Here is an 8,164-nt window from a genome sequence, read left to right as displayed (position 1 = left end):
GGTGACGACCGCCTGGCACGCGCTGACCGGCCGCGCGGCGCTCGGCCCCGGCGAATGGCTCGCGGTCTTCGGCACAGGCGGGGTGGGGCTCTCGGCGATGCTCCTCGCCCGCGCGCTCGGCGCCCGCACCGTGATGGTGGATGTGGTCGCCGCAAAGCTCGCCCACGCGGCGGCGCATGGGGCCGATGCCACCGTGAACGCCGTCGAGGGCGATGCCGCCGAGGCGGTGCGCACGATCACCGGCGGCGGCGCCCATGTCGCCATCGAGGCGCTCGGGCGCGCCGAGACAACCGTCGCCGCGATGCGGTCGCTGCGCAAGCTCGGCCGCATGGTCCAGATCGGCATGCCGGCGGGGGCCCATGCCGCGATGACGCTGCCGATGGACGTGCTCTACTCGGGCCAGCTCGCGCTCTACGGTACGCGCGGGATGCCGGCCTGGCGCTACCCGAGCCTCTTCTCGCTGATCGCGACCGGGCGAGTGGACCTGAGCCCGCTCATCGCCCGGCGCGTGGCCCTTTCGGCCGCCTCGGCCGAGCTTGCCGCCTTCGACGGGCCGACCGCGCCCGGCGTCGCCGTGATCACCGATTTCACCCGCTGAGGCTTCTTCTTGGCCGAAATACTCCGGGGCTTGGGGCAGCGCCCCAATCCGCCGCTTCCCCCCGCGCGCCGATTGCGGTAATCCACCGCCATCCCAGCCCGCGCCCGGAGGATCGCCCGTGAAAGCCGCCGTCATCACCTTCCCCGGTTCGAACTGCGACCGCGACCTCGCCGTGGCCTTCGAGCGGGCCGGCGCGAGGGTCACGAAGGTCTGGCACAAGGACGCGGACCTGCCGCGGGGGCTCGACATCGTCGGCATCCCCGGCGGCTTTTCCTTCGGCGACTATCTGAGGTGCGGCGCCATCGCCGCGCGCTCGCCGGTCATGCGCTCGGTGGCCGACTTCGTCCATGCCGGGGGCCATGCCATCGGCATCTGCAACGGCTTCCAGGTGCTGACCGAAACCGGCCTCCTGCCGGGGGTCCTGATGCGCAATGCCGGGCTCCGCTTCGTCTGCAGGACCGTGCGCCTGCGGGTCGGGACCGCCCGGAGCCCCTTCACCAACGCCTGGGCGACGGGCGACACCGCCGCCGTCCCGATTGCCCACCACGACGGCAACTACACGATCGACGCCGAGGGCCTCGCGCGGCTGAAGGGCGAGGACCGCATCGCCTTCACCTATGTCGAGAACCCCAACGGCTCCACCGCCGACATTGCCGGCGTGCTCTCGGAGAACCGCCGCGTGCTCGGCATGATGCCGCACCCCGAACGCGCGGCGGAAACCGCCCACGGCTCCACCGACGGAGCGGCGCTTTTCCGCTCGCTGGCGGCGGCCTTCGCCACTGCCTGACGGGGCCTTGCCCGCGCGAAAGCTTGTCGGCTCGCGCCGCGGGGCCTAGACTTGCCTCATGGCCGAGACACAACCGTCCGACGACCTTCCGCCGTCCGGCATCCCGTCCGTCTCCGAGGCCGGCACGGGCCCGGAGGCGCCTGCGCCCAAGGGCGCCCCGGGCGAGGCTGCGGCGCCCCTGATGGTTCCGCTGGTCGCGGAGTCCTCCGGGATCGTCACGCCCGGGAACCCGTGGTGGCTCCGCGCCCTCGTCATCGCCTTCATCGCCGCCGCCGTGTCGGTCATCTGGTACACCAACGCCTTCTTGACCGACCGCTTCGCCGAGACCACGCGCAACCGTGCCGACGTCCGTCTGGCGCTCTATACCGGCCATATCATGAGCGAACTGCAGCGCACCGCCGTCGTTCCGCTCCTGCTGGCCCGCGATCCCGCGCTGATCACCTCGCTCAACACCGGCGACTATTCGACGACCTCGCAGCGGCTCATCACCGCCCAGGCCGAGATCGGCGCGGCATCGATCCAGCTTCTCGACGATACCGGCCGCACGGTCGCCGCGACCGACCGTACCGAGATCGGTGCCAACCACTCGACCCTCGGCCATTTCGTCAATGCGCAGCGGTCGAAGGAAACGGTCTTCACCCTGGCCGAAAGCCCGAGCGGCGGCTATGAGTTCAGCTATTCCCGCGCGATTCAGTCGGAGGGTCAGCTCGTCGGTGTCATCGTCGTGGGTGTCGAACTCCAGAAGTTCGAGCGGAGCTGGGCCGGCATCTCCGAGGCCGTCGCGATCACCGACAGCGAGAGCCGCGTGATCCTGACCACGGAGCCGCGCTGGCGCGGACAGATTCTGGCGAATGCGCTGGCGCGGGTGCCGCCCTCGCCGCTCGAACGCGCCTTCCGGGTGACGACGGACTGGGCCAACGACCCGCCCGATGCCTATGTCGGCGGCGAGGCGGTGATGCGCACTGACGCGCGCATCCCGTTCCACGGCTGGCGGATCACCAGCTTCACCACCTATGCCACCATCCGCGAGAAGGTGAACGCCGTCCTCGCGCTCGAGATCATGGGCTTCGCGGTCCTGCTCACGCTGATCTTCTACCTGCTCTCCCGCCGCGCCCGCAGCCAGAGCGCCATGTTCCGGCGCGAGTCGGCGGAACTGCGCCAGCTCAATCTGCGTTTGCAGCGGGAAATCGCCGAACGCGAGAAGGTGCAGAAGGACCTCGCCGTGGCCGAGCAGACGATCGCGCAATCCTCCAAGCTGGCCGTGTTGGGCGAGATGTCGGCGGCCGTCAGCCACGAGCTGAACCAGCCGCTCGCGGCGATGAAGACCTACCTCGCCGGCGCACGGCTTCTGCTCCAGCGCAAGCGGCCGGAAGAGGCGCTCTCGTCCTTCCAGCGGATCGACGACCTCATCGAACGGATGGGCGCGATCACCCGGCAGCTCAAGTCCTATGCCCGCAAGGGCGGCGAGGCCTTCGAGCCGGTGGATGTAAGGTCTTGTGTCTCCTCGGCTTTGTCGATGATGGAGCCGTCGCTCAGGACGCGCTCGATCAAGATCACGCGGATGGTGCCGCGGACGCCGGTGATGGTGATGGCCGATCGTGTCCGGCTCGAACAGGTCATCATCAATCTCCTGCGCAACGCGCTTGACGCAACCCGTGGCGCGGCCGAGCCGCATGTGGAGATCCTGCTGACCGCGGGCGAGACGGCGACGCTCGCGGTGCGCGACAACGGCCACGGGATCGCCGATCTCGACAACCTGTTCGAGCCCTTTTACACGACGAAGAAGCCGGGCGAGGGCGTCGGCCTCGGGCTTGCCATTTCCTCCGGCATCGTGAAGGACCTTGGCGGGCGGCTCACGGCGCGCAACGCGCCGGGCGGGGGGGCTGTATTCGAGGTCCAGCTGCCCATACTGGCGGCGAAGACGCAAGCTGCGGAATGAGGTGACCCATGGCGCGCACGATGAAGGTGGCCATCGTCGATGACGAACAGGACATGCGGCAGTCGATCAGCCAGTGGCTGGCGCTTTCGGGCTTCGACACCGAGACCTACGCCAGCGCCGAGGAGGCGCTGAAGGCGATCGGGCAGGACTGGCCGGGCGTCGTGGTGTCGGACATCAAGATGCCGGGCATGGACGGGATGGCCTTCCTCAAGAAGCTGATGAGCGTGGACTCGGGCCTGCCGGTCATCATGATCACCGGCCACGGCGACGTGCCGATGGCGGTGGAGGCGATGCGGATCGGCGCCTACGATTTTCTCGAGAAGCCCTTCAACCCCGACAAGATGACCGACCTCGCCAAGCGCGCGAGCCAGTCGCGGCGGATGACGCTCGACAACCGCGCGCTGCGCCGCGAGCTTGCCGACGGCTCGACCATCATGAAGAAGCTGATCGGCACCTCGCCGGCGATGGAGCGGCTGAGGGAGGACATCCTCGACCTGGGCCAGGCCGATGGCCACGTCCTGATCGACGGCGAGACCGGGACGGGCAAGACGCTCGTCGCCCACGCGCTGCACGCGGTCGGCCCCCGCGCCGGCAAGAAGTTCGTCGTCATCTCCTGCGCCGCTTGGTCGGAGGACCAGCTCGCCAGCCGGCTCTTCGGGCCGATGGAGGAGGGCGGGCAGATCCCGCTCGTCGAGGAGGCGAGGGGTGGTACGCTCGTGCTTGAGGACATCGAGGCGCTGAGCCAGCCGCTGCAGGCCCGGCTCCTGACCTTCATTAACGAACAGGGCACGCCGGCCGAGACGCGGATCATCGCCATCTGCAACGACCACGAACAGGGCCGCACCGTCGAGGACGCGCTGCGCCCCGACCTCTACTTCCGGCTTGCGGCGCTCAAGATCGTGCTGCCGCCCTTGCGTTCGCGCGGCGAGGACATCCTGACGCTCTTCACCCGGCTCGCCGAGCAGTTCGCGGAAGAATACGGCTGCGACGCGCCGCAGGTGACGGCGCAGGAGGCCGCGCAGCTTCTGCAGGCGCCCTGGCCGGGCAATGTCCGCCAGCTGATCAACGTCGCCGAACGGGCGGTCCTGCAGAACCGCCGCGGCTCGGGCTCCATCGCCTCGCTCCTCATGGCCGAGAACGAGGAGGCTGGCCCGGCGATGACCACCGAGGGCAAGCCCCTGAAGGAGTATGTCGAGAGCTTCGAGAAGATGCTGATCGACAACACCATGCGGCGGCACAAGGGTTCCATCACCGCGGTGATGGACGAGCTTTGCCTGCCGCGCCGGACGCTGAACGAGAAGATGGCCAAGTACGGCCTGCAAAGGTCGGATTATCTCTGACCGCAGCCTGCCGGGCCCGCGGCGGCGGGCCCGGTGCCGCGCCTGCTAGTCGACCGGCAGCGTCGCCGCATAGCTCAGCACGTCGACGGCGTCCGAAAGCGGAAAGGCCCTGAGGTTCGCCATCTCGACGCCCGGATGGGCATTGAGGATCTTGTGCAGGACCTCGTCCGGGACGCTCGCCGCCTCGGTCCCCACATAGGCGTGCTCGCCGTCGCTGCCCCAGTCATAGCGGCGCCCGTCGAAGCCGTGGCAGGCGGCGCAGACCGTCTGGAAGATGCCGCGCCCGCGCTCGGGGTCGCCGGCCAGGATCGCGCGCGTCTCGCCGTCGACGATCGTGCTCATGTCCGGTTGCCCGCGCGACACGAAGGCCGCGACCCGGGCAAGTTCCTCGTCGGTGATCATCTCGGGCGTGTAGCCGTGCAGCGGCGCGCGCAGGAGGGCGGCGATCTCCGCCTCGGGTTTGCCGACGGCCCCGTCGATGCCCTTGATTCCGGTATGATGGCTGCCCTTGCGATAGACGCCCGCCGCGCCGCGATAGTCCCAGCCGTGGCATTCCTTGCAGCGCCAGGTATCCGGGCCGGACTGCTTGCCGGTTGCCGGATAGGACGGATGCGTGCCCTCCGGCTCCTTGCGGTCGAGGGCATCCCACCAGTTGTCGTAGATGCGGCCGCCCGCGGCAAGGATCCAGGGATCCGACGGCGCGGCGGGTGCGCCATGGACGAACTCCTGCGCCTCCGCGCCGTGCTCGTAGTCGTTTTTCTCGTCGGCTGCGACGCGTTCCGCGGCCAGGCTCGCCATCGCCACAACCGCCCATGTCGCCGTGGCAGCCCCAGTCAGTAATCTGCGCATGTCACCCACCCATTTCCAGGTTTCTGATGCGCGCTCCCGAATCGCAGCCTAGCAGAGCGCGATCACGCTGTCGTGATCGGGATCAACGGTTCACGGATCGCCGCGAACGGCGCGGGGACCGTCTGCCGGCTCGTCGCCGGGGCGAGTGGAAAAACCGATTGTGTTTGCCTCCTCTTCCCCGCTAAAGTCACGGGACGTCGGTGTCGTGCCCCCCAAATGTGCGATGCGGCTCATCAGATTCACTGTCCCGACGACCGCCCCGGCAGGAACGCCCGGCGCCGGAAGGGGCAGGTCGACTGGCCGAAAGGCCGCAATTTGCCCCTGTCCGCCAAGGCCCGGGGCTCGAGTTGGGCGCCCTTGGGGCGCCTGGGAAAGAACCGCGATGAAACGCGAGCGGACCGAGCAGCGGATGACAGGCAGGCCCTTGGCCGCCTCCGCTGTTTCCGCGCCGTCCGTCGCTCCAGACATTGACCGCCGTCCCGCCGTCCGCGCCGCAAGGTTCGGGCCGCTGCCGGCGTTCGGAAAGTTTACATGGCCAAGAAAATGCTCATCGATGCCACCCACGCGGAAGAGACCCGCGTCGTGGTGGTGGACGGAAACAAGGTCGAGGAATTCGACTTCGAGACCGTCAACAAACGCCAGCTTGCCGGCAACATCTATCTAGCCAAGGTCACGCGCGTCGAGCCGTCGCTCCAGGCGGCCTTCGTCGATTACGGCGGAAACCGGCACGGCTTCCTCGCCTTCTCGGAAATCCATCCCGACTACTACCAGATTCCCGTGGCCGACCGTCAGGCGCTCCTGGCCGAGGAGCGGGCTTATGCCGAGGCGATGGAGGCCGAGGAGAACGGCCGCGGCCGACGCCGCAACCGTCCGGCCGCGAAGGCCGAGAAGGCCGCCCCGGCCGATGCCGTGACGACCAGCGACGACATCCCCGGCATGGCCGTGGTCGATCTGCGCGAGGAGGCCGAGGCGGCCGAAGCCGCCGCCGCCCCCGCCGAGATCGAGCCCCGGGCCGAACCGGCCGCCGAGCCGCGGGCCGAGGACAGCTCGGGTGAGCGCGAGGAGCCCTATGTCGCGGCCGACCACGCCTCGGAGACCGACGACGACATCGAATCCGTCGCCGATGAGGACGTGGCCGAGGAGATCCGCACGCAGCGCAAGCCGCGGCCGCGGAAGTACAAGATCCAGGAAGTGGTCAAGGTCCGGCAGATCATGCTGGTCCAGGTCGTCAAGGAAGAGCGCGGCAACAAGGGTGCGGCGCTCACGACCTACCTCAGCCTTGCCGGCCGCTACTGCGTGCTGATGCCGAACACCGCCCGTGGCGGCGGCATTTCCCGCAAGATCACCAATGCCGCCGACCGCAAGAAGCTGAAGGAAATCGCCGGCGAAATCGAGGTGCCGGAGGGCGCCGGCCTGATCATCCGCACTGCCGGTTCACAGCGTACCAAGGCGGAGATCAAGCGCGACTACGAATACCTGATGCGGCTCTGGGAGCAGATTCGCGACCTCACACTGAAGTCGATCGCGCCGGCGCCGATCTACGAGGAAGGCGACCTCATCAAGCGGTCGATCCGCGACCTCTACTCCAAGGACATCGACGAGGTCCTCGTCGAGGGCGAGAAGGGCTATCGCGCGGCCAAGGACTTCATGAAGATGATCATGCCGTCCCACGCCAAGAACGTGAAGCTCTACAACGAGCCGCTGCCGCTCTTCGCCCGCTACCAGGTGGAGACCTATCTCGGCGCGATGTTCAACCCGACGGTGCAGCTGCGCTCGGGCGGCTATATCGTCATCGGCATCACCGAGGCGCTCGTCGCCATCGACGTGAACTCCGGCCGCTCGACCAAGGAAGGCTCGATCGAGGAGACCGCGCTCAAGACCAACCTCGAGGCGGCCGAAGAGATCGCGCGCCAGCTTCGCCTGCGCGACCTTGCCGGCCTCATCGTCATCGACTTCATCGACATGGAGGAACGCAAGAACAACGCCGCCGTCGAGAAGCGGCTGAAGGAAAAGCTCAAGACCGACCGTGCCCGCATCCAGGTCGGCCGCATTTCGGGCTTTGGGCTACTGGAGATGAGCCGCCAGCGCCTGCGGCCGGGCATGCTCGAATCGACGACGGCCCCCTGTCCGCATTGCCACGGCACCGGCATCATCCGCTCGGACGACAGTCTTGCCCTGCAGATACTGCGTCAGCTGGAAGAGGAGGGGACGCGCAAGCGGTCGCGCGAGGTGCTCCTGAAGGCCCCGGTCGCCGTCGTGAACTTCCTCATCAACCAGAAGCGCGAGCATCTGGCCCAGATCGAGGGGCGCTATGGCATGGCGATCCGGCTCGAGGCCGTGCCCGCGATGGTCAGCCCCGACTACGAGATCGAGAAGTTCAAGACCGCGACCCGCCACGTCGCCGAGGTCGCCGCGCCCGTCGTCTCGGTCGATGCGCTCCGGATGGCCGAGGAGGACGAGGATGCGGCCGAGGTCGAGACCGAGGCCGAGGATCTGGTCGAGGACGAGGCGGAAGAGGTGGAAGCGCCCCGCGCGACAGGTGACGGCGAGCCGGGCCGCAAGAAGAAGCGGCGGCGGCGGCGGCGGCGGAAGCCGGGCGGCGGCAACGGGCAGGCCGAAGGCGCACCCATGCAGGCCGACGCGGGCGACGA

6 protein-coding genes are annotated in these 8,164 nt (G+C 68.6%); 5 read left to right on the top strand and 1 reads right to left on the bottom strand.

Annotated features, from left to right (window positions below):
- The 4 genes from F9K34_RS15110 to F9K34_RS15095 all read left to right on the top strand — a co-directional run.
- Positions 1-598: zinc-binding dehydrogenase (locus F9K34_RS15110; RefSeq protein WP_291337937.1), on the top strand; the 598-nt coding region annotated here is incomplete at its 5' end.
- A gap of 118 nt (positions 599-716) precedes the next feature.
- Entirely contained in the window at positions 717-1,385 is a 669-nt protein-coding gene (gene purQ, locus F9K34_RS15105) for a phosphoribosylformylglycinamidine synthase subunit PurQ (protein WP_291337936.1), read from the top strand.
- A gap of 181 nt (positions 1,386-1,566) precedes the next feature.
- On the top strand, positions 1,567-3,324 hold the full coding sequence (locus F9K34_RS15100) for a sensor histidine kinase (RefSeq protein ID WP_291337938.1): 1,758 nt from the start codon (positions 1,567-1,569) through the stop codon (positions 3,322-3,324).
- Between the two features lie 8 nt (positions 3,325-3,332).
- The gene (locus F9K34_RS15095) at positions 3,333-4,664 is read left to right on the top strand and encodes a sigma-54-dependent transcriptional regulator (RefSeq protein ID WP_291337935.1); all 1,332 of its coding nucleotides are present in this window, start codon (positions 3,333-3,335) and stop codon (positions 4,662-4,664) included.
- A gap of 45 nt (positions 4,665-4,709) precedes the next feature.
- Here the strand turns inward: F9K34_RS15095 and F9K34_RS15090 are convergent, their stop codons facing one another.
- The gene (locus F9K34_RS15090; RefSeq protein ID WP_291337934.1) at positions 4,710-5,513 is read right to left on the bottom strand and encodes a hypothetical protein; all 804 of its coding nucleotides are present in this window, start codon (positions 5,511-5,513) and stop codon (positions 4,710-4,712) included.
- Between the two features lie 531 nt (positions 5,514-6,044).
- On the opposite strand from F9K34_RS15090, the gene F9K34_RS15085 reads away from it, so the two are divergent.
- Positions 6,045-8,164: Rne/Rng family ribonuclease (locus tag F9K34_RS15085; protein WP_291337933.1), on the top strand; the 2,120-nt coding region annotated here is incomplete at its 3' end.

Source organism: Albidovulum sp. (genome assembly GCF_008933605.1).
Classification (GTDB): domain Bacteria; phylum Pseudomonadota; class Alphaproteobacteria; order Rhodobacterales; family Rhodobacteraceae; genus Albidovulum.
This window is presented reverse-complemented; position numbering and strand designations above follow the sequence as displayed.

Coding starts and splice junctions, on each gene's coding strand:
- F9K34_RS15100 (WP_291337938.1), top strand. CDS start 1,567: ATGGTTCCGCTGGTCGCGGAGTCCTCCGGGATCGTCACGCCCGGGAAC.
- F9K34_RS15095 (WP_291337935.1), top strand. CDS start 3,333: ATGGCGCGCACGATGAAGGTGGCCATCGTCGATGACGAACAGGACATG.
- F9K34_RS15090 (WP_291337934.1), bottom strand. CDS start 5,513: ATGCGCAGATTACTGACTGGGGCTGCCACGGCGACATGGGCGGTTGTG.